At 60.0% G+C, this 23,122-nt stretch carries 15 protein-coding genes and 1 riboswitch; of the genes, 3 read left to right on the forward strand and 12 right to left on the reverse strand.

All coding sequences use genetic code 11. From position 1 onward, the window contains the following. Positions 1-42: 42 nt before the first annotated feature. From ASE98_RS14770 to ASE98_RS14805, 8 genes are all read right to left on the reverse strand, one after another. The gene (locus ASE98_RS14770) at positions 43-8,697 is read right to left on the reverse strand and encodes a glycoside hydrolase family 94 protein (RefSeq protein WP_060542074.1); all 8,655 of its coding nucleotides are present in this window, start codon (positions 8,695-8,697) and stop codon (positions 43-45) included. Between the two features lie 318 nt (positions 8,698-9,015). Beyond that, positions 9,016-9,624, reverse strand: coding sequence for a trimeric intracellular cation channel family protein (locus ASE98_RS14775; RefSeq protein ID WP_060542075.1), 609 nt, complete (start codon positions 9,622-9,624; stop codon positions 9,016-9,018). A gap of 140 nt (positions 9,625-9,764) precedes the next feature. Continuing rightward, positions 9,765-10,556, reverse strand: a complete 792-nt coding sequence (locus tag ASE98_RS14780; RefSeq protein WP_060542076.1) for an ABC transporter ATP-binding protein — start codon at positions 10,554-10,556, stop codon at positions 9,765-9,767. Then, positions 10,553-11,557, reverse strand: a complete 1,005-nt coding sequence (locus ASE98_RS14785; protein WP_177336978.1) for a FecCD family ABC transporter permease — start codon at positions 11,555-11,557, stop codon at positions 10,553-10,555. The genes ASE98_RS14780 and ASE98_RS14785 overlap by 4 nt, the downstream gene beginning before the upstream one ends. Positions 11,558-11,565: 8 nt before the next feature. Next, positions 11,566-12,573 carry an ABC transporter substrate-binding protein gene (locus tag ASE98_RS14790; protein WP_060542078.1) on the reverse strand — a complete coding sequence of 336 codons (1,008 nt, stop codon included), beginning with the start codon at positions 12,571-12,573 and terminating at the stop codon, positions 11,566-11,568. A 142-nt stretch (positions 12,574-12,715) separates the two neighbouring features. Continuing rightward, positions 12,716-12,910: riboswitch (cobalamin riboswitch) on the reverse strand. 32 nt (positions 12,911-12,942) lie between these two features. After that, complete coding sequence (locus ASE98_RS14795; protein ID WP_060542079.1) at positions 12,943-14,115, reverse strand: DUF1624 domain-containing protein; 1,173 nt, start codon at positions 14,113-14,115, stop codon at positions 12,943-12,945. Between the two features lie 182 nt (positions 14,116-14,297). Beyond that, entirely contained in the window at positions 14,298-15,284 is a 987-nt protein-coding gene (locus ASE98_RS14800; protein WP_060542080.1) for a methyltransferase, read from the reverse strand. Continuing rightward, positions 15,281-16,633 (reverse strand): iron-containing redox enzyme family protein, encoded by a 1,353-nt coding sequence (locus ASE98_RS14805; protein ID WP_060542081.1) that lies wholly within the window; start codon positions 16,631-16,633, stop codon positions 15,281-15,283. Before ASE98_RS14805 ends, ASE98_RS14800 begins: the two co-directional genes overlap by 4 nt. Positions 16,634-16,853: 220 nt before the next feature. Between ASE98_RS14805 and ASE98_RS14810 the strand changes: the two genes are divergently transcribed. After that, positions 16,854-18,041 carry an NnrS family protein gene (locus ASE98_RS14810; RefSeq protein WP_060542082.1) on the forward strand — a complete coding sequence of 396 codons (1,188 nt, stop codon included), beginning with the start codon at positions 16,854-16,856 and terminating at the stop codon, positions 18,039-18,041. Between the two features lie 10 nt (positions 18,042-18,051). Next, positions 18,052-18,492, forward strand: a complete 441-nt coding sequence (locus ASE98_RS14815; RefSeq protein ID WP_060542083.1) for a CopD family copper resistance protein — start codon at positions 18,052-18,054, stop codon at positions 18,490-18,492. A 122-nt stretch (positions 18,493-18,614) separates the two neighbouring features. On the opposite strand, the gene ASE98_RS14820 is transcribed toward ASE98_RS14815, so the two are convergent. The 4 genes from ASE98_RS14820 to ASE98_RS26945 form a co-directional block, all read right to left on the reverse strand. Then, positions 18,615-18,929: a hypothetical protein gene (locus ASE98_RS14820; RefSeq protein ID WP_060542084.1), complete on the reverse strand. Its 315-nt coding sequence runs from the start codon at positions 18,927-18,929 to the stop codon at positions 18,615-18,617. A 105-nt stretch (positions 18,930-19,034) separates the two neighbouring features. Then, complete coding sequence (gudD, locus tag ASE98_RS14825; protein WP_060542085.1) at positions 19,035-20,387, reverse strand: glucarate dehydratase; 1,353 nt, start codon at positions 20,385-20,387, stop codon at positions 19,035-19,037. A 41-nt stretch (positions 20,388-20,428) separates the two neighbouring features. Next, the gene (locus tag ASE98_RS14830; protein ID WP_060542086.1) at positions 20,429-21,796 is read right to left on the reverse strand and encodes an MFS transporter; all 1,368 of its coding nucleotides are present in this window, start codon (positions 21,794-21,796) and stop codon (positions 20,429-20,431) included. An 80-nt stretch (positions 21,797-21,876) separates the two neighbouring features. Next, positions 21,877-22,032: a hypothetical protein gene (locus ASE98_RS26945; protein WP_177336974.1), complete on the reverse strand. Its 156-nt coding sequence runs from the start codon at positions 22,030-22,032 to the stop codon at positions 21,877-21,879. A gap of 370 nt (positions 22,033-22,402) precedes the next feature. On the opposite strand from ASE98_RS26945, the gene ASE98_RS14835 reads away from it, so the two are divergent. Then, positions 22,403-23,113, forward strand: coding sequence for a FadR/GntR family transcriptional regulator (locus ASE98_RS14835; RefSeq protein WP_060542087.1), 711 nt, complete (start codon positions 22,403-22,405; stop codon positions 23,111-23,113). Positions 23,114-23,122: the final 9 nt, after the last annotated feature.

Below are 23,122 nucleotides of genomic sequence, written 5' to 3' on the forward strand. Positions count from 1 at the left end.
ACTCAGGGTACTCCCATGCGCGCCCGGGCTGGTGATCGATGTCTACTGATCGACGGCTTGCTCGTAGGCCAGCGGCAGGGGCTGTGGGGAGCGAGCGCGGCAGTCTACCCGCAGCCAATGCTCCAGGCCGTCGTCATCCAGGGTCAGCGCGTTGCCGCCGACTGGCTGGCCGTCGATGGTCATGGTGGTGGCGGTTGCACTGCCCTGACGCACATCAAAGTGGTAGAGGGCCTTGCCATAGCGGTAGTGCAGCATGAAACCCGGCCAGTCCGCCGGTATCAGCGGTTCGATTTTCAGTGTTCGGCCGCTGCGCTGTACGCCCAGCAATGACTCGACAATCAACCGGTACATCCAGCCGGCGGAGCCGGTGTACCAGGTCCAGCCACCGCGCCCGGCATGGGGCGCGGTGCCGTAGACATCGGCGGCCATCACGTAGGGTTCGACCTTGTAGGTGTCGATTCGAACATTGTTGGCAGGAACTGCGGGGTTGATCAGGTTCAGCAGCTCCCAGGCCTTGCCCGCTTCACCCAGTTGCGCATACGCCATGCCCGCCCACACGGCAGCGTGGGTGTACTGCCCGCCATTCTCGCGCACGCCGGGCACGTAGCCCTTGATATAACCAGGGTCCAGAGTGCCCTTGTCGAACGGCGGATCGAGCAGCAGCACGGCGCGGATGTCGCGCTTGATCAGATGCTCATCCAGTGACTGCATGGCCTGGATCTGGCGGTGCGCAGCACCGGCCCCTGACAGCACCGACCAGCTTTGCGCAATCGAGTCGATGCGACACTCTTCATTGCTGGCCGAGCCGAGCAATTGCCCGTCATCGAACCAGGCCCGGCGATACCAGGCGCCGTCCCAGGCGCTTTGCTCGAGGTTGCTTTGCAGGGTGCGCGCGCTCTCGCTGCAGCGTTTGGCAAAGTCGTCATCCCCGTGCAAACGGGCAGTCACGGCAAACTGCTCCAGCACCTGATAGCTGAAAAAGCCCAGCCAGACACTTTCCCCGGCACCCAGATGGCCGACTCGATTCATGCCGTCGTTCCAGTCACCGGAGCCCATCAGCGGCAAGCCGTGCTTGCCGCGACGCAAGCCGTGTTCGATGGCCCGCACGCAGTGTCGATACAAGGACTCGTGCAGCGGCGAGGTGCCCGGAAGGTCATAGTAGGATTCTTCAGCAGCAGCCAGCAGGCGTCCTTCCAGGTAGCCGACGGACTCGTCCAGCACGGCCACGTCTGCGGTCACTTCCACGTAGCGATTGGTGGCGGCCACCAGCCACAGGAAGTCATCGGAACAGCCAGTGCGTACCCCTCGATTCATTGGCGGGTGCCACCAGTGCTGCACGTCACCTTCGGCATACTGATGACCGGCGCACAGCAACAGATGCGCGCGCACGGCAGCCGGATCGGCGTGGATCATTGCCATGCTGTCTTGTAACTGGTCGCGAAAACCAATGGCACCGCCCGATTGGTAGTAGCCGCTGCGGGCCTGGAAGCGGCAGGCGATGACCTGATACATCAACCAGCCGTTGACCATGACGTCGACCGCGGGCGCTGCCGATTCGATACGAATGACGCCAAGCAGCGAGCGCCAGTGGTCGCGAACTTTCTGCAACTCCGTGGCGGCCGCCAGGCTGCCCCGATAGCGCTGCACCCGTTGGGTGGCGGCGTTGCCGGAGTCGGCCGCGCCCAGGCGCAGGATAACTTCCTGGCTGGCGCCATCGACGAGGTCGACCGCCACCTGCAGGGCGGCACAAGGGTCCAGCCCACCGCCCATACGCCCGGACAACCCGGCGTGCCGCATCGCCGCCGGCGCGGCCAGGGTGCCGCCGCGGCCAATGAATTCGGTACGGTCGGCGCTGACGCCGTGATTCACCGTGTCGGTGTCGAAGAACGCGACCCGCTCGCAAAACTCCACCGAGTAGGCGTTGCGGGCGAAGAGGGCGCCGCTGACCGGATCCGATTGAGTGACCACATGCATGGCCGACTTGCCGCGCAGATCGCCCAGCACCCATTCCACATACCCGGTCACCGACAGTTTGCGGCTGCGCCCCGAGCGGTTGCTCAACAACAACCGCGAGAATTTGATCGGCGCATCCAGCGCCACGTAGATCCACAGCTCGCTGTAAATGCCGTCTTCTTCATGTTCGAACACGCTGTAGCCGAAACCGTGACGAGTCTGGTATGGGCCTTTTCCGGGGCAGGGCTGGGGTGCCGCCGACCAGAAATGCCCGGTCTCTTCATCCCGCAGGTAAATGGCTTCGCCGCTGCGATCGGTGACCGGGTCGTTATGCCAGGGGCTCAGGCGAAACTCATGGGCGTTTTCCGCCCAGGTGTAGGCACTGCCGGCCTCCGATACCACGGTACCGAGATGGGCATTGGCGATCACGTTGACCCAGGGCGCCGGTGGCGGGTGGTCGGCCAGCCCGCTGATGATGTATTCATTGCCATCAGCGCTGAAGCCGCCATAGGTATTTTCCAGCAGCAGCGCCGAAGGCTTGGGCTGTGGTGAAAGCGGCCCGGCTTTATACGGCCGGGTCGCCACAAACGGCGCGTGCACCGGCGACACATTGCGCCTGTGAACCTGTTCGGCGAGGCTGCCCGAACCTTCGCTGAGCACTAGCCTTGCCACCGAGAGCACCAGCACGCGATCCTCATTCGACATTTGCTGCACCGGCCGCACAAAAATGCCACCCGGACGGTCCAGCAGGGTGGCTTCACTGCCGGAGGTGATCAGGCCCATGATCGCGTCCTGCAGTTGCTGGCGATAGCCGGCCTGATCTTCGTTCCAGATCAGCAGATCGACCACCAGGCCTTTTTGTCGCCAGTAGGCGTGGGCCTGAATCATCTGCTGCGCCAGGGCGATGTTGTCCAGGCTGTGGATCCGCAGCAACACGATGGGCAAGTCGCCGGAGATGGCCTGGCCCCAGAGCCCTGTCTGATTGCGCCGATTGCTCATCAGCACCGTGTTGTCGGTGCGCATCGAGGCGTTGGCATATAGCAGGGACGAAGCCATCTGTTCGAATAGGCGGGCGTCGGATAACGAAGCGTTGAGCTGACGCAGCAGCACCTGGCTATGGGTCCAGGACAGGTCGAACACCCGGTCGGCGAGGTGGCGGTCGCGGTATTTGTTGATCAAATAAAGGCAACCATCACGGCTGTCGGCGACACCGGTGACCAGGTCAATGGTGGCCTGTTGGCCAGGTTGCAGGGTAATCCTGCAGCGAATCGCGACTATCGGATCCAGCACCGGGCCAGCACTGCCTGACAACATCTGGCAATCGCCATCGAGGGCTGCGGGCGATACCAGGCTGCGTCCACGGCCGATGAATCGGGCACGATCGGTTTCGTAGGAGATCGCATCGATATCCACCCCGTGTGCGGCCAGCAAATGGCACATCCACGGCGTCGCTTCATCGCTGGCCCGGGGGCGGCGACTGCAGATAATGGCTTGAAGCTCAGGCAGCAGTTCGGTTTGCACGAACAGCTTGCTGAATGCCGGGTGCATCGCGTCGTTGCCCGGGGGCGTCAGCACGACTTCGGCATAGGTAGTGACCTCCAGCGTCTTGGCCACTGACGCGCGATTGGTCACATGCAGGCGCCGCAGTTCCATGTCGTCTTCAGGCGAGACAACAATTTCCAGGTGGGTGTCGAAATCCAGATTGCGCGCGCGAAATTCGGCGCGCGAATCACTGAAGATCGCCTCGTGGCTTTCGGTTTGCTGCAAGGTTGGTTGATAAGCTGCGGACCAAAGCGTATTGGTCTGGACGTCGCGCAGGTAACAGAACGTCCCCCAGTTGTCCTGTGAGATGTCCTCCTGCCAACGGGTGACGGCCATGTCGTGGCGGCGGCTGTAGCCTCCGCCGCCACTGGTCAGCATGACGTGGTAGCGACCATTGGAGAGCAATTGCACGGCCGGACGTTTGCGTCCCGGATCGACGAACACCCTCAGGCCGTTTTCCTCGCTCTGGCCCTCGCCGGCATTGACGGGCGCCGGTGATTGCGCGGTCTGCAGGTACGGCGCAGCAGACTTGGGCACCCGTTCCTGCAACAGCAACAGGGCTGATTGCAACGCCGGGTTGGCCTCGAATCGCCGTTGCATGGGTTGATCGAGCAGTCGGCTGGTCAACGCCAGCAGGCTCATGCCCTGGTGGTGAGCCATGAACGAGCGGACCACGGCGAGGGTCTGACCGCGGGGCACGCGGGCCTCGGTGTAGTCCACCGCTTCATACAGACCGAATCGGCCTGCAGAACCTTGCCCGGCAAGGCGCTGCAGGTTCTTGCAGGCCGCCTCGGCGTCGACCATCAACGCCAGAACGCTGGCATAGGGCGCAATCACCACGTCATCGCTGAGCCCGCGCTTTAGCCCCAGGGCCTGAACGCCGAAGGCGCGATACTGATAATTGAAGTGCGCGTCGACGGTGTAGTAACCGGACTCCGAAACGCCCCAGGGGATGCCCAGCGTGTTGCCATGTTCGATCTGCACCGCCACGGCGGCCCGGCAGGTCTGGTCGAGCAGGCTGCCCTCGTAGTTAGGCATCACCAGCATGGGCATCAGGTATTCGAACATCGAGCCCGACCAGGACAACAAGGTCGGTACCCCGGCGTTTTCACCCAGCAGCCTGCCCAGGGTGAACCAGGCGCGCTGGGGGATCTGTCCTTGAGCGATGGCGACGAAAATGGGCAGTCGCACCTCGGACGCCAGCAGGTCGTAGTAACCGCTGTCCAGCCGGAGCTCTTCGGCGTTGTAACCGATGACGAACAGGTCGCGCTGTTGATCGTAAAGCAGCGAGTAGTCCATCTGTGCCAACCCGGTCGCCAATACAGCCAGACGCTCCAGTGTCGCCAGACGCGATCCGGCGACACTGCGCACCCGCTCTATTTGCGGGTGATGTTCGGCCGCCCAGTCGGCGGGGTTCAACGCTGCCAGCTGACGCAAGGTCGTCGACGCGGTAGCGGTTAGCGGGGCAGGGAGCTGGTAACGCAGCAGTTCTTCTGTCCAGTCATTGCACTGAAGCCTAAACGCCTCGCGCCAGTAAAGGCTTTCCTCGTTGCTGTCCGCTTGCATGTTTGCGACCGCGAGGCGTGCCGTGTGCAGCAGATCGACCAGCATGCCTGGCGTCGCCTCTGGCGAGACAAGATCAAGGCGCTTGCCCAGTTGATTCAAGGCGGGTTGATCCGCACTTGCGCCACCCTGGCACTCGACAAGGATGTCGAGGCTGTCGCGCAGGCCCTTGATCAGTGCAGGGCCGAACAGCGGCGAGTCTGCAAGTTGCGTCAGGCCGGTGCTCAAGGTCAGCAGCAGGCCCGCCAGGTTACCACTGTCGACAGTTGAGACGTAATGCGGTCGAAGCGGCTCCAGGGTCTGGGTGTCGTACCAGTTGTAGAAGTGCTGCCGATGACGCTCCAGGCCGTCCATGCTGTCCAGTGACGCCCCAAGCCGGTTCAGCAGGCGCTCAGTGCTCAAATAGCCGAAGTCATGGGCCGCCAGGTGGGCGAGCAGGGACATGCCCATGTTGGTCGGGGAGGTGCGATGGGCAATGGCCGGCCTGGGTTGTTCCTGCACGTTGTCTGGGGGCAGCCAATTGTCGTCAGGCCCGACGTATTGATCAAAAAATGCCCAGGTCTTGCGCGCCAGTATCCGCAGAAAGCGTAACTCCTGCGCCGACGGCGCGAACACCGACTGACCGGGGGGTGAGCTGAGCCGCCAGGCGACCCAGGGGCCAACCAGCCACGACAACAGCAGCGGGCTGGCGATGGCCAGCGTCTGCGGGTTGTCCACCAGCAGGGCCAAAGAGGCAAGGGCTGACACGGGCCCGATCCACATCTGCCGGTAGAGGCCGGACAACCGGTTATCGGTGGTGCGTTCCACCTCGCGCGAGGGTTGCCATTGCAGCAGGCGACGCCGGCTGAAGCCGATCCGCCAGAGCGAGCGCAGCACCGCATCGACGCTGTAGAGCATTTCGAAAGGCAGCCAGGCGAGCGCCAGACACGCCCTGGCCAGGTCCTGTCCCAGATCGCCCAGCAGCGCCCCCAGATATTGTCTGTAGGGGACGTCGGCTGGGGCTCGGAGCAGATCGCTCGCCGCTCGCAGCAAGGGTTGAATCACCAGCAAACCGATGACCGCGACGGTCCAGCTCAGCGGTTCGCTGCTGGCCAGCCAGGCCCATGCAAACATCAGTAACAGCGCCAGCGGTTCCAGGCTGCGGCGCAGATTGTCGAGAATCTTCCAGCGCGCCATGACGCTCAGCCGGTTGCGCACCCGTTTTCCATCGGCGTTGCGCGCCCAGGGCAAGGTCCACGGCAGCAGTTGCCAGTCGCCGCGTATCCAGCGATGCCGGCGTTTTACATCGGCGGCAAAGTGCGAGGGGTATTGCTCGTAGACCTGCACATCGCTGAGCAGGCCGGAACGGGCATAACAACCTTCGATCAGGTCGTGGCTGAGAATCTGGTTATCCGGCAGGCAACCTTCCAGGGCACAGGTGAAAGCATCCACGTCGTAGATGCCCTTGCCGATGAACGAGCCCTGCTGGAACAGATCCTGGTAAACGTCCGACACCGCCCGGGTATAGGGATCGACCCCGGCATCGCTGCCGAACAGCCGGGCATAGCTTGAGCGCGTGGCGCTGGTCAGGCTGATACCGACCCGCGGTTGCAACACGGCGTAGCCGCAAATGATCTGCTCGCCGGCACTGTCGAACAACGGACGATTCAACGGGTGCATCATCGCCGCCACGCATTGGCGGGCGACGTCGCGCGGCAGCAGGGTGTCGGTGTCCAGGGTGATGACGTAGCGAACCTGGCGCAATGGCGTGATATCGCCGACGATCGTGTCGAAACGTTCCTGTCCGTTGCCGCGCAACAGGGCGTTGAGCTCGATCAGCTTGCCGCGTTTACGCTCGTGGCCCATCCACACGCGTTCACTGGCGTTCCAGCGCCGTGGCCGATGCAGCAGAAAGAATCGGTCGTTGAGTCCGTCCGCGTACTTCTGGTTGAGCAGGGTGATTGCACGGGAGGCGTGGTTGAGCAAATCGGCGTCCTGCGGCAGGGATTCTTCATTGGCATCGAGAAAATCGCTGAGCAAGGCGAAATACAGGTTGTCGTCGCGGTTGGCGAGAAAACGTACCTCCAGGCCTTCGACCAACTCATCGACATCGGCCAGGCTGGCGATCAGCGTCGGGATTACTACCAGGCTTCGCGCCTCGTCGGGAATGCCGTTGGCGTAATCCATTTTCGGCAGAACCGCCGGCAAAAGACTGAAGGTCACCAGCCAGTTGATCAGGCTGACGGCCAGTCGGCTGGTCATGATCAGGCATGGAATGGCCAGCAGCAGGAGCGCTACGTCAGGCAATCCGTCGCGTCGCGCCGAGGCCAGTAGCGGCCAGGCAAACAGCAGCGTCAGCATAGCGACCGGGGCCAGATAAAAAATCAGCGGGGATTGCTGCAACAACCGGTTCCAGCGCTTATGCAGCGGCACCCGGGCGTCGATGCGGCGCTCCAGGGTTGGCAGCCCGGCGCTGATCAGGTAATAGCCGACGTGGCGGGCCAGCAACGGGCAGGGGACCGTGGCGGTCCCGGCTGTGGCGAGATCGATCGCGGCGCGGGCGACCTGGATTTCCGATAATTGGGGGCTGCTTCGGGCCAGGCGTTCAATGACATGCCGGTAGCTGTCACGGGTAGCGAAATCCATGGTCGGGTAAATCGCCGCCGGGTCTTGCGCGAGAATCTGTTCGACATGACTCATCGATTCGACGAACTCGCGCCAGTCGGTGGCGGACAGCAGGCGCAAGCTGCCGATGCTGTTGCCGATGGACACCTGATCCGCGGCCTGTTGCTGCGCATCGAGCTGCACCTGGCGTTCGATGCTCGAACCGGTCTCGCTGAGCATCTGCTCGATCCAGCTCAGCGGCAGGGCCAGGGCTGCGCTCTGACCCTGCAGGCTGCGGGTCAGTTCGGCGACAAAAGCCGGGGTCATCGGCGGTGCGGAGCGGGCCATATCGGCAACGGTCAGCACCACGCTCTTGATATCCCGTTCCGAGGTTTCGATCAGGCGCTCGGCCCAGTCATCGGCGAGGTTTCGATCGTCGGCGTTGGCCATGACCCGCGACGCCACGCGACGCAGGTTTTCGATCAACGCAAGGCGCAACATGATCGGGATCGCCCACAGCTCTCCCAGTGCCAGAGGCATCACCGTCTGGTAGGCATCGATGAAGCGACTGAGGGTTTGCTCATCGACTCGGCCGTCGCCATGGGAAATGGTCTCCAGCGCGATGTCATAGACCCGCGGCAGCCCGGCGGACGGGCCGTTGATCAGGCGTGGCAACTCACGGCTGTAGCCTTTGGGCAGGTGCGTGCGGGCGGTGCGGATGTGGTCTTCGATCAGAAAGTTGTTGTCCAGCAGCCACTCTGCTGCCGGCGTTACCCGTCGGCTGGACATTTGCGCGTGGGTCAGCGCCGTGCAACTGCGTTTGAGCAGTTGCTCGTTGTCATCGAGTCGACGCAGCATGGCGTCCTTTGCGGACAACGCGCTCAGGCGATGCTGTCCGGCCAGGGCGATACCGTGGCTGGCCATCTGATCGGCGTTAAACAGCTCCGAGCGTAATATCGGCTCGTATTCGAATCGGGGGCGGGACAACTGACCGGTTCGCCAAAATCCGGACGAACGGGGAAACACCTTTTGCATGCGTGTCCATATGCTGTTCATAAGGTCCTGATCCTGGAATGCCTGAATACAATTGCGCGTGTTGCGGCAGGTGCGCCACTCCATTGCGTGCGCACCGGGCAGCACGTGCTGGACGTACCTTTTGTACCTTGAGTTTGACGATTGGCAGGGGTGTTCGTCTGTTCGCTGGCGAACATAGGCAGGATGAAGGCGACTTGCAGGCCTGGGGCTTATTGCAGGCAAAAAAAAGGCCCGCGATGGGGGGTGCGGGCCAGGAATCACAAAGGAGTTGGGTTAAGCCTACGCCGGTGAATGTGAAATTATCGTGATGGAATGGCTGGCTGACGATGTTTGGCGGGCCTAGCCTTGGCTGGTGGATAAAATAGCCGGCATTTGCAGTTCTTTGTAAATGGCAAGAAACCTCAAGGAAGAGGTGAATATCAGGGCCAGCCAACCGGCGATCTGGATTGACCCGAATACATCGCGTAACAAGACATACAAAATGCACCCCAGCAGGATCGGCGTGGCGTAGATCTCACGTGACATCAACAACGAGGTTCTGCCGGCCAGCACATCGCGAGCGATGCCTCCTCCGATACTGGTCAGTACACCCATCATCACAGCAAAAGGCGCAGCAAGTTGTAGTCCCAGCACTTTCTCGGTAGCCACTAATCCAAACAGAGCGGCCGCGAATCCATCGAGGTACAACAACAGGCGATAACGTTGCTGGAATCTCTTGGTGAGGAAAAAAGCCAGCAGTGCGGCACCGCCGCCGACCCAGATGTAGTTGAAGTCTGCTATCCAGAAAATCGGTTGATCGAGCAGTAGATCGCGAATGGTGCCGCCACCAATGGCAGTAATGATGCCCAGTACCACGGCGCCGAATACATCGACCCCCACCTTGTGAATAGCCAGTACCCCGGTAATGGCGAATACCGCGGTGCCCAGCATTTGCTGAAAATACAGCATCCGTCACTCCGTTTTCAGGCTGGCCATCTCGAGAGTGATGGCGGTGTGGGCGTGCGGTTGTGATTGTAGCTGATGGCTGGCCGCCAGCTATTTGCGCTGAAGGGCACTCGCGGGTCATCACCCTGAGGCGCGGCACCCAGTCACCAAGAGCGAAATCGCAGGATTTTCGCTCCGTCAAACGGGTCAACGAGATAGTGCGCGTGGACTCCGAACGTCTGCAAAAGGCGGTGCGGGGTCAGCACTTCTAGCGGTTTGCCCAGGGCAACGAGGCGTCCACGTTCCAGCACGGCCAGACGATCGCAGGTGAGGGCCTGGTTGAGGTCATGCAGGGCGATCACCGTTGTCACGGGCAATGCGTGAACCAGATTCAAAATCCCTATCTGGTGCTGGATATCCAGGTGATTGGTTGGCTCGTCCAGCAGCAGGATGCGCGGGCACTGAGCCAGGGAACGAGCGATATGCACACGTTGACGCTCTCCGCCAGACAGGCTGCGCCAGGTGCGCGTGGTCAGATGCGCCGCATCCACGTTGCGCAGCGCTTGATGAACGATCTCGGTGTCCTCGGCCGACCACGAGCTCAAGGCAGACAGCCAGGGTGTTCGGCCCAGGGCCACGGCATCAAATACACTGATGGCATCCAGGGTATCGGCCTGTTGCTCAACCAGCGCCAGGGTTCGCGCTATGGTTCGTCTTGACTGTGCCTTGAGGCATTGGCCGTCGAGATGGATGCTTCCCCGGCTTGGCATGCGCACGCCGGCCAGCAGCTTGAGCAGTGTGGATTTTCCCGAACCGTTGGGCCCGATAAGGCCCAGGGTCTCGCCGTGGCGGATGTCCAGGTGGATCTCGTCCAGTAATTCAACGTCGCGAATTTGCAATCCGAGGCCGGAACAGCTCAATACAGGCTGGTCGATAACGGGCATGGCAGCATTCATCGGGCATTCCTTCGGCCGATCAGGATCAGGGCGAACACCGGCGCTCCGACCAATGCAGTAATCACGCCGACCGGGATAACCTGGCCTTTTATGAGGGTGCGGGAGAGCACATCGGCGGCAATCAGAAACACGGCACCACCCAGCGCGCTGGCCGGTAGCAGGCGTGTATGCCCGGTACCCAACAACAGCCTTGCGGCGTGGGGAATGACCAGACCGACGAAACCTATGGAGCCGACAATCGACACCATCACCGCCGTCACCAGTGCGGCGCAACTGATCAGCAGAAATTGCACGCGACGTACGGCAATGCCGAGCGAGGCGGCGGAGTCGGTGCCAAAGGTGAAGGCATCCAGCGCGCGACGGTGCCACAGGCAAACGGCCAGACCGGCCATGGCAGCGGGAACGGCCAGCCACACCGAAGGCCAGCGCACACCACTGAGGTTGCCCAGCAACCAGAACATGATGCCGCGTGCCTGTTCGGAGCTGGCCGACTTGGTGATCAAAAATGCAGTCAGCGCATTGAACAGCTGCGAACCGGCTATCCCCGCCAGGATGATCTGACCGGTACTGCCAGGGACACCGCTGGCGCGCCCCAGTAAAACCACGACAGCAAAGGCAGCAACGGCTCCGGCAAACGCCCCGACCGACATCGAAATGGCTCCGGCACCGATACCGAGTAACGCCACCAGAACGGCCCCCGTCGAAGCGCCCGCGGAAATGCCGAGCAGATAGGGATCGGCCAACGGGTTGCGCAACAGCGACTGCAGGATCACCCCGCACGTCGCCAGGCCCGCACCACAAGCTCCTGCGACCAACGCGCGGGTCAGGCGGTAGTTCCAGACGATGCCTTCGTCGATGGGGTCGAGAACATAGCCGGCATTCCACAGTTTGTTGGCCAGCACCTGGAGTACCACGCCGGGTTCGATGCTTGTTTCACCGATAGCGACACCGGCAACCACGCTTAAAAGCAGGGCCACCAACGCCAGCAGGGTACGAATCAGCGCTGCAGTCATTTTGGCAGGTCGTAGCTGTTGATGGCCATTGCCAGGGATTGCAGCCCATCGAACATTCTCAGGCTGGCCTGCATGGCCATGGCGTCGAGGATGATGATGCGGTTGTTTTTTACCGCGTCCATGTTGCGGGTCACCGGATCGCTGTGCAGGAATGCGAGCTTCTTTTGGTAGTCGTCAGCGGGGAAACGACGGCGATCCATGCGGGCGATGACCAGGAAAGTCGGGTTGGCTTTTGCGATGGTTTCCCAACCGACCGTTGGCCACTCTTCGTCGGACTGCACCACATTGCGCACACCCAGCGTTTTGAGCATGAAGTCTGGAATGCCTTTGTGACCGGCGACATAGGGGTCGATATCCAGACTGGCACTGGAAAACCACACCAGTGCACTGGTGTGGTTCTTGTCTTGCACTGCGGCAACGGACCTGGCCAGACTGGCCTTGAGTTGCGCGTTCAACTGTTGGCCACGGGCCTGAACATCGAAAATCCTCGCCAGCTCAGTGATGCTTTTGTAGATGCTTTGCACACGAAACGGCGCCAGGCGAGTGCCGTCGGCACCGACCAGGTTGTCCTTGGATTCGCAATCCGAGGGCATGAGGTAAGTGGCGATTCCCAGTTCGTGAAACTGCTCGCGGGTAGCGACTGCGCCTTGCGGGCCGACCATCCACTCCAGCTCGACAGCGACCAGTTCCGGTCGTTTGCCGATCACCGACTCGAAACTCGGCTCGTTATCCGCCAGGCGTTCGATTTTGTCGTTTTGCCCCTTGTACTTATCCAGCACATCGTTGAACCACAGAGAAGTGCCGGCCAGTTTGTCACCCAGCCCGAGGGCAAAGAGCATTTCGGTGCCGGCCTGGCCGATCGTGACGGTTCGAGCCGGTGCGTGTGGGAAGGTCACCGTGGCACCGCAGTTCTCGACCGTCAGCGGATATTCAGTAGGCGCGGCACAGACCAGCGAGCAAAGACCCAGGCCAGCGAATAGGGTGACAAAGCGGGGCAACAGCATGATGCATCTCCATTTGAACCGTACACGGAGCAAGGGTGCACGGTCTGGAAACACATCATCGAACGCTGCCAAAAAGCAGGGCAGGGCGATCACCTGAGTGACGCGCGCGCAAGGATGTCCTTCCCGGACACCCCGCCGGTCAGTGATTGTTGCTTGGCCGGCAGGTCTCCTGACTGATGCGTCATCGCATGCTCCAGCCTTCCCGGGGTTCAATCCCAGTGGCAGTTCAGGAGCACGCTCAGCACCTACAGTTGCGGGGGCAGTTCCGTTTGATGCGTTGCACGCATCACGGATTCCCTATTAATCCCATTTGGAAACCGGCGGCGGCATGTTAGTCGATCATGCCGCCCGAGGCGAACCCTCTCTGGATCAGAAGTATTTGAGCCAGCCGATATCACGACGGCGGGCCTTCACGGCGGCAAACCAGCGCACAGGCAGATACAGCGCGGCGGTCAGCAGCACCGCCGTCAGCCACACCGAAAAAATGCTATCGAAACCGAAGTAGTCGCTCTGGTTCAGACCGAACAACGCGACGCTGGTCAGATAGAGCACCTTCAGCACATAAAGGTGCAGCAGGTAGAAGAACATCGGCGCCGCACCAAACACCGCCAAAGCGCTGATCCACTGGCGTTGCCGAGCCCGCTCGAAGCCAAGAAGCAGCAACAGGCCCACCCCGAGTGTCAGCGCAAGGAACAGCAGGGAAGGTGGGTACTTAGTGATGTTGAAGAAGCTCATGAGGGTCTGTGTGGTGGTTTCATGCACCCTCCATTGCGCCTCGCCATACCCGTTGACCAGGCGCAGTGCGACAAAGCCCAAAAGCGCGCCGGCACCCCCCAGCAACAGATGGCGTTGACGCAGGCGGGCAGAGGCTGAATGCGCGAACCAGGGGCCGATGCAATAACCCAGGGCGATGACACCGATCCACGGCAGCACAGGGTAGGAGCTGCGCAGGCGCAGGCCGTCAGAGAACTCGATCCAGCCGCGATCATGCAAAATGGCCCACGGCAGGTGCATGGCTGATCCGACCGGGAAGTGCAGCGGATCGAGCAGGTTGTGCCCGGCGACGATGACCGCACCCGCAACCCACAGAATCGGCCGCGGCAGCCAGACCAGCGCAGCAAGGGCAAGCATGCTCATGCCAATCGCCCAGATCACCTGCAGGTAAATTACATGGGGCGGGAACTGGAAGGTCCAGGCGAAATTCACCAGCGTGAACTCCAGCAGAACCAGGAACAGGCCACGCTTGAACAGGAACATCGACACCGCGTTCCGGCCCTGGTGCTTTTCGCCATACAGGTAAGCGGACAGTCCGGTGAGCAGCACGAACACCGGCGCACATAAATGGGCGAGGGTGCGGCTGAAAAACAACGTCGGCTCGGTGGTGTCGATGGCCATCGGGTCAGCCACCTGGCGGTGCAGAAAGAACGTCTCGCGTACGTGATCCAGCAGCATGAACAGGATCACCAAACCCCTGAGGGCATCGATGGACATCAGGCGTTGACTGGCGCGGGTGGCGGGTGGGGTTTGATAAAGGGTTGTCATTGAAAGCCGCAGGCAAGGGGGTGGATAGCGCTGCCAGTTAACGGCCGGCAGTCAATATAATGTTATCATATAACATAAAATAATCCGAAGGCGACTCTTTCAAGGGGGGCTGTGCGCTCCCCTTCAACACTCATATAAGTCAGTGGGAGGACCAAGAAGGGGAGATGCCATACCCGCAAGACCTACTGTCTTTTGGTTACGATAAGCACGACCGCCGCAATTCTCTCGACTTCTCTGTAGATCACCGTCTCCAGTTCCTCCCCAAAGACGTCGGGATCCATCTCCCGATAGCTCCAGGCCAGTCCCGGGCGGTCAACCAGCGGCAGCGCCTGCTCAAGAAACAAATCCACGCCCTCTACACAAGGCGCGCCGGTATACAGAATCACGCTGCCTCCCGGCGTCAGGCGATCGATCGCCTGGGTCAAAATACGCACCGATAACTCCGAACCCAAATGCTCCCCGCCATGTCGGTAGGCGCGACGTTGAGTGTCTTGCATGTATGGTGGGTTGGCGACGATCAGGTCAAAACAGCCTGTTGTTCCTGCAAGGATGTCGCTGTGGCACGCGCAAACATTGTCGACTCCTGCAAGCGATGCATTGACGGCGGTGAATCTGAGGGCAAGGGGATTGATGTCCAGGGCGATGACCTGCGCGCCGGGTCGCGCTTTGGCAATCAGAATGGCACCGACCCCGCTACCGCAACCAATGTCCACTGCCGTCTGGATCGGATGCACGGAAGATTGCAGGAAGCCCTCCACTGCCTGAGCGAAACGATAGGTGTCGGGGCCGAAAAAAACCGAGTCGTGAGCCTGGGTAGGAAAACTGGAATGAACCAGGAGCAAATCGTCGAGGCTCGACCAGCGTACGCCACTCACCCACATGTCAGCCTGGGGGTGCAGGAAGCCACTTTGAAATAGCGCCTGATGCTCTTGCGCCCCAAGCAAACCGGCCTCGAACGGGCGACTCCAGCCGAAGATATCTCTCAGATTGTGCGCCGTGCGGTTTTCCTCTCGTCCATTGACCCGCAGATGAGTCAATGGTGTCACCGTCACGAACCGATATTGCTGTTGCTGTAGACGTTGCCCCAGATGCAACAAGGCCAGATCTTGACTGTGGTGTTCCGATACAGCCGTATTCGCGCTCGAGTCGCAAAGGTCGGATCGATTCATGATGTCAGTGACCCTTGAGAAAGACGTTGAGAGTAGATTCTGGTAGCGGCCAGACCTTCGGGTGTCGGGTGCGAGTCGGGCCCCATCAGCGCAATAAGCTCTTCAACAGACGCCGACAGCAAAGCGGGTGACAACGGGTTTGGCGAAACTCTGCTATCGCGCCGAGGGAACCGGTTGCGAAACGGATTGGCTGCTTCGCCTTGCCAGTCACCTGCAATCCAGTCTTTCAACAGCTGTTTCTCGTAGCCATTGAACACTCCGAACATGGCGGCTCCCGGACCCTCGACAAGCTGCCAGAAACGGCTGTCCCGAGGGTCTTGATGGCGCTTGATCCAGCCCCTGTTTTCCAAAGCTGCAAGCAACTGCCGGCTTTGGCCAGGGGTGGCCAGCCACTGGTTGATGGTGCGGCCTTCGAGGCGACAGTAATCTGAATGCATGTGCTGGCCAAAGGCGCTCTTGGTCTCAAGCATGGCGACCAGTTCCTGCTCAAGCTCAAACGAGCGAATGACGTCCGTGGAGTTTTTTCCGAGATCATTGAGCAGATAGCCGGCGCGCAGGCGCTCCAGAAATGCAGCCTTCGTTTCGTCGTTGGGCAAGAAATTCAAAACCGCTTCCACGGCCTTGAGTGCATGCCCGGAGCTGGCATTGTCGATGGTGACATGCAGCGTAAAGTAGTAAGGGTCGATACCCAGTTCGTTGAGTTCGAAAGCCGTGACCAGAAGATGCAAGGGCAGTTGTTCGTAGCCAAGGTTGTAGCCAAGCATTTCTGGCAGGAAATCATCTGACAGTCTTCCCAGTGCCAGTTGTATCGCCCCCTGTAGATAGAGCGCGTCATCGAGCGGGGCGTGCGGTGCACAGTCGTGCTCAGTGAGCAGGTTACGAAAAAGCAGGACGTGATTGAGAGCGGGTTCGCCGTCGCCCAGTTCCTCGAGATAGGTGCGGATCAGACCGCGGTATCTCCAGTCATCGACGTGCTGGGTAGTGCCATATAGCCACGCCCCGTCCACCAGTTTGCTCGGTGCCACATGTTGCAAGAAATACAACGCATGAGCTTTGTTGGTGAAAAATTTCCTGCCTTCCCCAGCGCGTCGACCTTCCAGGTAGGTGCGGTAACGCTCGGCGACGGCCTGGCTGTTGTGTGCTACCCAGCCGGGCAGATCTGCCAGACCAATTGGCAGGTTGGCAGTGAGACACCTCGCAGCCTGCAATTGATCCTGCAGGTAGCGACGCACAGTCTCCTCCTCTACTTCACCCGGTGTCCGGATCAGCCGGGTATACAGCGAAAAATTGGCGCCCAAGGCTATTGGCGTCTTGGATGAATGCTCGGAATGAATCTGTAAGGACGTCATGGCAGGCCTGCTGACTTTTCTCGGTATGTAAGTCAGAGAGGCCCGGTATTACGAAAATTCAAAAGAGTTGAAAACTTGCCGATGGTCGACAGCAAAATGGTTCATTGCTGGATTGCGGACGCATAAGGCCGAGTTTTGATGTGTGTCATATCGGCTATCAACAATACTGTAAGACTGAAGCGACTTTCGCACCCGCGAAGGCCAGCCTGTTGGAGAGACCATGCAGATTCTCGACAATCGCAAGGCGGTGGGTACGTGGCCATTGCTACGCCTGGGCTTTCGTCCTTTCTTCCTGCTGGGCAGCACGCTGGCTGCCCTGGTGATAGCGTTATGGGTTTTCGCCATGCAAGGCTACAACTTCTGGGGCCCGCCCTTGGGTGGTTGGCTGGCGTGGCATCGGCATGAGCTGATCTTCGGTTTTGCCGGCGCGATCATTGCCGGTTTTTTGCTGACTGCGGTACAGGCATGGACGGGGCGCTCCAGCCTTGGCGGCAAGCCGCTCGGCGTACTGGTGGCGATCTGGTTGGTGGCGCGGCTGGCATGGTGGTCGGGCTCGCCGCAGTTGCTGTTGCTGGCCAACCTGCTGTTCTTTGCCAGCGTGGCATTGATCATGGCGCATTTGCTTTGGGCTGTGCGGCAAACGCGCAACTACCCAATCGTGGCGGTGCTGGCATTGTTGCTGGGCGCCGATGCGCTGACGTTGCTTGGGGTGCTGCAGGCAAACGACGCCTGGCAGCGGCAGGGCACCTGGGCTGCCGTCTGGCTCGCCGCGGCGATGCTGGGATTGATTGGCGGACGGGTGATTCCATTTTTCACCCAGCGTGGTCTCGGACGAGCTTGCGCCGTCAAGCCCTGGGGGTGGCTGGACAATGCTCTGTTGGTTGTCACTGCCTTGGTGGCGACTCTGTTTGCGTTGGGAGTTGCTCTGCAGGCGCATGCGTGGCTGGGTCTGGTTTTTTCCGCCTTGGCCGTCGGCCACGGCATTCGCCTGGTACGCTGGTTTGATGGCGGCGTGCTGCGGGTTCCCCTGTTGTGGTCACTGCACCTGGCGTATGCCTGGCTGGTGATTGCCTGCATCAGCATGGCGCTCTGGCATTTCGGACTTCACGGCGGTATCAGTCAGGCGCTGCACGCCCTTACGGTCGGGGCTTTGGGCGGCTCGATCCTGGCCATGCTGGCGCGGGTTTCCCTAGGTCATACCGGACGACCGTTGCAGCTGCCACGGGGTTTTACCCTGGCATTCATGCTGCTCAACCTGGGTGGCCTGTTCCGTGTGCTGGCTGTCGGTGTCTGGTATCAGCCCGCGATCTGGTTGGCGGCTATCTGTTGGGTCGGCGCATTTGTCCAGTATCTGTGCTGCTATGCACCCATGCTCTGTCGTGCTCGCGCTGATGGTCAACCCGGCTGATGGAGAAAGTATGAGTTACCTATTGTTGAAGTTCATTCATTTGACGGCGGCGGCTTTCTTCATTGGCGGGGTGTTCTTCGAGGTGATGATCCTCAGTCCCGCAGCCCGCCAGCTGGATTTGGCGCCTCGCGAGCAGTTATCGAAGGCTCTGGGCGCACGGGCACGACGTGTCATGCATTTGGTCGTGCTGGCGCTGTATGGGGCAGGACTGGGGTTGGCATGGCAGTATCGAGCATTGCTGCGCGATCCTTTAACCGGCAGTTTCGGCACCTTGCTAGCGCTGAAAATCGGCCTGGCCCTGAGTATTCTGGGCCAATTCGGCTATGTGGTTTATCTGATGCGAACGGGGCAAATGACTGCGCAACGATCACGGCGGATCCACCTCAGCGTGCTGGTGCATATGCTTGGCATCCTGTTTCTGGCCAAGGCGATGGTATTGCTGTCCTGGTGAGGGTTTGCATGCGTGGCGATCGGAGGGCCGACCTGTGCGGCTGACCGAGGGTGGAACCGATCCGCGCCTTATTCGCCGGCAGGGAACAATGATTGCTTGCGCCTGCCCATAGATGAATGCGGTTAGTGCCGCAAGTTGAGGTACCAATCGGCATAGGGGGTATTCGAGACCTGGTACCGATTGAAGTCAGGGGATCCGTCGTTCCACCACACCGGCCCGCGCTCACCAAGCGCCACCTTCGCTGTGTGAACGCCAGCTCTGGCTTCTTTCATCTGCTGGACATCGCCAGAGGCTTTCGCTGCCTTTACCTCACGACGAGCTGCCATCAGGTCGTTGACCAGGCGCTGGCGCACATCGTCATTGAGCGATGGATTGGCGCAACGCCACAACTGCCCTTTGACCACGAAGTAGCGACCGTCCGGTGTTGTCGGATTCATATCTTTGAATCTCCACGATGCCAGGGGAGGGGCACTTTGCGTGCCCCCCGTTGCGCCAGGTTGAAGCTCTAAAGTACTTGGGTCACCCAATTATTGATCTGTGAATCAGCGTACCAGGCAAGGCTGCTTGTTGTTAAAGCTCCAGCCAGGAATCAGGAACTGCATCGCGACGCTGTCATCCCGCGCGCCGAGTCCCATGCCTTTATACACTTCGTGGGCCTTGGCCACGGCGTCCATGTCGATGTCTACCCCGAGGCCATGCCTTGACGGAACCTTCACGTAGCCACCTTCGATTTTCAGCGGCTCCCTGGTCAGGCGCTGGCCGTCCTGCCAGATCCAGTGTGTGTCTATCGCGGTGATTTCTCCCGGTGCGGCGGCGGCTACTTGAGTGAACATGGCCAGGGAGATATCGAAGTGATTGTTGGAGTGCGAGCCCCAGGTCAGACCCCACTCGTGACACATCTGGGCGACCCGGACCGAGCCCTGCATTGTCCAGAAGTGCGGGTCGGCGAGCGGTATGTCGACCGATTGCAATTGAATGGCGTGGCCCATTTCGCGCCAGTCGGTCGCGATCATGTTGGTGGCGGTCTTCAAGCCCGTGGCACGGCGGAATTCGGCCATGACTTCGCGACCTGAATAACCGTTTTCGGCACCGCATGGGTCTTCGGCGTAGGCGAGGACAGGGTGCTGGTCCCGGCACAGACGGATGGCTTCCTTGAGCGACCAGGCACCATTGGGGTCCAGGGTGATTCGGGCGTCAGGAAAACGTTCGGCCAGGGCGGTGACAGCCTCGATCTCTTCATCGCCACGCAGCACCCCGCCCTTGAGCTTGAAGTCGTTGAAGCCGTACCTGGCCTTTGCGGCTTCAGCCAGGCGCACGACCGCGTCCGCGGTCATGGCTTTTTCATGGCGTATCCGCAACCACTCGTCTTCAGCGTCGGGCTCGTTGCGATAGGCCAGATCCGTGACATTGCGGTCGCCAATGTAGAACAGGTAACCGAGCATTTTCACCGCGTCGCGCTGCTGCCCTTCGCCGAGCAATGCAGCTACGGGAACTTCGAGGAATTGACCCAGCAGGTCGAGTAGCGCGGCTTCCATCGCGGTCACCGCATGAATGGTGATGCGCAGGTCGAAGGTTTGCAGGCCGCGACCTGCCGCGTCACGGGACGCAAAGGTAGTGCGCATCTGATTGAGGATGCGTTGGTACTGGCCGATGGGCTGGCCGATCACAAGGGCGCGTGCGTCTTCGAGCGTTTCGCGGATGCGTTCGCCACCTGGTACTTCGCCCACCCCGGTGTTACCGCAACTATCCTTGAGAATGACAATGTTGCGGGTGAAGAACGGCCCGTGGGCACCGCTAAGGTTCAGCAACATGCTGTCGTGACCCGCTACGGGTACGACCTGGAAACTGGTGACGACAGGCGACTTGGTGATGTTGGCAGTATGTTCAGCGTTCATGGCAAGTTCCTAAAAATAAGGTTATTCAGCGATCAATGGGCTCAGAGAGATTTGCTGACTGCCGCAACCGTTGGCGCGGCGTTCGGCGGTGTCAGCAGGGACGATGCTTTGGGCGAGGTCTTGGCGAAGAACACCAGTATCGCGGCAAGCACCGAGGTGCCGGCCAGGCCATAGAGGCCGCCTTGAATCGACCCGGTTGTCTGCTCAAGGAAACCGAAGGTCGTCGGTGCCACGAAACCACCCAGGTTGCCGATCGAGTTGATCAGCGCGATGACGGCGGCGGCGATACGCGCATCCAGGTAGCCTTGGGGAATTGGCCAGAACAGCGAAGACGCCGACTTGAAGCCGATGGCCGCGAAACAGATAGCGACGAACGCGAATATCGGTCCACCGGTGGTGGACAGGAACATCCCGGCTGCTGCAATCAACAGGGCCGTTGCGACCCAGGCCTGCTGAAACTTGAACTTGCTCGACAGCGAGGCAAAGGTGTACATGGCGATGATCGAGATCAGCCAGGGAATCGAGTTGAAAAACCCTACCTGTACGTCACTCAGGTCACCCATCTTCTTGATGATGCTGGGCAGCCAGAAGGTCGCGGCGTAAATCGTCAGCTGAATGCAGAAGTACAAGGCGCAAAACAGCAGGATCTGGCGGTCTTTGAGGAGCTTGCCAATGGTCGGTTTGACGCGGGTCAATGCCTCACGCTCGCGTTGTTCCTGATCGATGGCACCGACCAGCGCATCTTGCTCTTCACGGGTCATCCACTTGGCGTCGTGAGGTTTGGAATCAAGCCAGAACCAGACGAAAAAGCCCAGAAATACCGAGGCCAGGCCTTCGATGGCGAACATCCATTGCCAGCCGTGAAAACCGAAACCTTCGATCTGCAGCAGGGCACCCGACAGCGGGCCGGAAATCAGCGAGGCTACGGCTGAGCCGCTGAGGAAAATGGCAATGGCTTTACCGCGTTCGACGCCCGGCAACCAGCGGGTGAAGTAGTAGATCACGCCAGGGAAGAAACCTGCTTCGGCAATGCCCAGCAGAAAACGCAGGATGTAGAAATGGGTTTCATTCTGGATGAACGCCATCATTGTGGCGACGATGCCCCAGGTGAACATGATGCGGGTCAGCCAGATCCGCGCACCGACTTTTTGCAGCAGCATGTTGGAAGGCACTTCGAACAGCGCGTAGCCGATGAAGAACAGGCCTGCACCCAGGCCGTAGGCGGCAGCGCCGATCCCGAGGTCATGTTCCATGTGCGTGCGCACGAAACCGATATTGACCCGGTCGATATAGTTGAGGATGAACATGATCACGAAAAGCGGGAGCACATGTCTCTTCACTTTGCTCACGGCGCGCGCGAGAACCGAATCACCTTCTGGAACGACAGATGCGTTGCTTGAATTGTTCACAATTCAAATCTCCCACTGATTATTTTTATGCGGGTTTGAGCGTGACGCCGGCGGCTTGGCCGTCGGTAGCAGGGGTCGAATTACAGGGCGCCGAGCGTCTTGATCAGGGCATCCAGTTCTTGCGTCCCATTGGGCAGCAGACAGGTCTGAGCACGGAAATCGCCGGCTGCGTTGAAATCGGTCAACGGCAAAGGCAGAAGGTCTTCTGAGGAGGATTTGAGCTTTTGAGGATTCATGTGATTCGCCTGCATCGCTGGTTTTTGTTGATGTGTCTAGGATGTCTTGCGTTGATAGACATCATACAAGTTATTTTTCGGTTCGCAATGCTGGCGGCTGAGTTTTGTTTGTCTGGCGAATGCCTGAGAGCCGCTGATTCGACAATACAATCCAGCATTCATTGAGATAAATAGGTGATTGTTGCGCGGCTGGCACGGCTTGTGACGTCAGTCAGCTGGCGGCGGCGGTGCTTATTTAAAAGATGAATGAGCTATGTTGTCATACAAGTAAGGCGACTCTTGATCCGCCCCACCGAAGTACGCCGTCATTTCACCGAAGACTCCCTGGCCGGTGTTAAGCTCTTTACAGAAAAACTCTGGACGCAAATCTATGCAAATTGAAAGCGGGATCCCGGTCCGTAGACGATCCACTAACCTGGCCCAGGGTGTGGTTGAAGCACTGACCCAGCGCATTTTGCTCGGGCAATTGAAGCCAGGCGAAAAGCTGCCCTCTGAATCGACCATCGTTCTGGAACACGGCGTAAGCCGCACCGTTGTCCGCGAGGCGATCTCCAAACTGCAAGCTTCGGGTCTGGTAGAAACACGACACGGCATCGGGACGTTTGTGTTGGCGCAACAATCTCAGCCAGGGCTACGCCTGCATGTGGATACGGTGGCCAGTGTCAGGAGCATGCTTGAACTGAGATTGGGCCTGGAGGTGCAGGCTGTTGCATTGGCAGCTGTTCGCAGAACTGACGATCAGCTTGCTCGCATGCGCCAGGCCTTGAGTGATTACCAGGCTTCGTTGGCCAACAACGACAGTTGCGTCGAGGAAGACAAGCGCTTCCATCAGATCATTGCCGAGGCCACCGGCAATACTTTTTTCACAGAAATCATGCAGCACTTGGGCAATGCCATGATTCCTCGCACCCAAGTGAAGGTCGACGAACGTGGAGGCGCCGACTTTTCGCAGTTGGGCCAGTTGGCGAATATGGAGCATGAAGCGATTTTCAACGCGATCAAGCGGCAAGATCCCGATGCGGCCCGGGCTGCGATGGTGCTGCACTTGACCAATAGCCGGGATCGGTTCTCGGGAAGTTGAATCACCTTT

Source organism: Pseudomonas sp. Leaf48, from assembly GCF_001421885.1.
Lineage (GTDB): Bacteria > Pseudomonadota > Gammaproteobacteria > Pseudomonadales > Pseudomonadaceae > Aquipseudomonas.

Coding starts and splice junctions, on each gene's coding strand:
- ASE98_RS14815 (WP_060542083.1), top strand. CDS start 18,052: ATGAGTTACCTATTGTTGAAGTTCATTCATTTGACGGCGGCGGCTTTC.
- ASE98_RS26945 (WP_177336974.1), bottom strand. CDS start 22,032: ATGAATCCTCAAAAGCTCAAATCCTCCTCAGAAGACCTTCTGCCTTTG.
- ASE98_RS14790 (WP_060542078.1), bottom strand. CDS start 12,573: ATGCTGTTGCCCCGCTTTGTCACCCTATTCGCTGGCCTGGGTCTTTGC.
- gudD (WP_060542085.1), bottom strand. CDS start 20,387: ATGAACGCTGAACATACTGCCAACATCACCAAGTCGCCTGTCGTCACC.
- ASE98_RS14795 (WP_060542079.1), bottom strand. CDS start 14,115: ATGACAACCCTTTATCAAACCCCACCCGCCACCCGCGCCAGTCAACGC.
- ASE98_RS14800 (WP_060542080.1), bottom strand. CDS start 15,284: ATGAATCGATCCGACCTTTGCGACTCGAGCGCGAATACGGCTGTATCG.
- ASE98_RS14780 (WP_060542076.1), bottom strand. CDS start 10,556: ATGAATGCTGCCATGCCCGTTATCGACCAGCCTGTATTGAGCTGTTCC.
- ASE98_RS14775 (WP_060542075.1), bottom strand. CDS start 9,624: ATGCTGTATTTTCAGCAAATGCTGGGCACCGCGGTATTCGCCATTACC.
- ASE98_RS14770 (WP_060542074.1), bottom strand. CDS start 8,697: ATGAACAGCATATGGACACGCATGCAAAAGGTGTTTCCCCGTTCGTCC.
- ASE98_RS14820 (WP_060542084.1), bottom strand. CDS start 18,929: ATGAATCCGACAACACCGGACGGTCGCTACTTCGTGGTCAAAGGGCAG.
- ASE98_RS14835 (WP_060542087.1), top strand. CDS start 22,403: ATGCAAATTGAAAGCGGGATCCCGGTCCGTAGACGATCCACTAACCTG.
- ASE98_RS14805 (WP_060542081.1), bottom strand. CDS start 16,633: ATGACGTCCTTACAGATTCATTCCGAGCATTCATCCAAGACGCCAATA.
- ASE98_RS14810 (WP_060542082.1), top strand. CDS start 16,854: ATGCAGATTCTCGACAATCGCAAGGCGGTGGGTACGTGGCCATTGCTA.